This window comes from Ensifer sp. VA4, assembly GCF_055710065.1.
Genome location: NZ_JBVQPO010000048.1, coordinates 1 through 851 on the forward strand (window position 1 = coordinate 1; position 851 = coordinate 851).

Genomic DNA, 851 nt, shown 5'->3' on the forward strand with positions numbered 1-851 from the left:
AGCTAGGCTCAGGACCCATTAATTGGTTGAATTGACGACTGGGTGGTGATTCAAGGTGGCAGGAGGATGCCACCTTGACTGATTTGCTGATGTTGACCCCGGAGCAGATGCGCCGGATTGAGCCCTATTTTCCGCTTTCGCATGGGGTTCCACGCGTGGACGACCGGCGGGTGCTGAGCGGCATCCTGTTTGTGATCCGCAATGGATTGCGCTGGCGGGATGCCCCTGCCGGCTACGGTCCGCACAAGACCATCTACAACCGCTTCATCCGCTGGAGCCGACTGGGCGTGTTCAACCGCATCCTGGCCGAACTAGCCGCGCAGAGTGGCGGTACCGAGAAGCTGATGATCGATGCCACTCATCTCAAGGCGCATCGAACGGCGGCGAGCCTGCTCAAAAAGGGGCTCTACCCCGATGTATCGGACGCAGCCGGGGCGGGTTGACTACCAAACTGCAGGTGGTTTGCGACGGCAAGGGACGGCCGCTGCTGCTGCATCTGAGCGAGGGACAGGCCAACGATCACAAGACTGCTGCCGCAGTTCTCGAGCAGCTACCGCACGCCAGCTTCCTGCTCGCCGACAGGGCCTACAGTTCCGCTGCCTTCCGGCAGGCGCTGGCAGATCGAGGCATCACGCCGTGCATTCCTCCTCATGCCAAACACCGCACAAAGCACGTATATGATCCAATCCTCTACCGACAGCGCCACAAGATCGAGAACATGTTCGCCCGGCTCAAGGACTGGCGTCGCATCCACACCCGCTACGACCGATGCGCTCATACCTTCCTGTCAGCCATTGCCTTCGCCGCAGCATTCATCTTTTGGATCAATGAGTCCTGACCCTAGTCATCTG

The 851-nt window shown here is 59.8% G+C and carries 1 protein-coding gene; it reads left to right on the top strand.

Annotated elements, in window-relative coordinates:
- Positions 1 to 74: 74 nt before the first annotated feature.
- Positions 75 to 838, top strand: a protein-coding gene (locus AC0C6X_RS30090; RefSeq protein WP_472956690.1) for an IS5 family transposase whose coding sequence is annotated in 2 segments (ribosomal slippage) — positions 75 to 408 and positions 408 to 838 — 765 coding nt in all. Because the reading frame shifts where the segments join, the coding sequence is not laid out codon by codon here.
- The last annotated feature ends 13 nt before the right edge of the window (positions 839 to 851 follow it).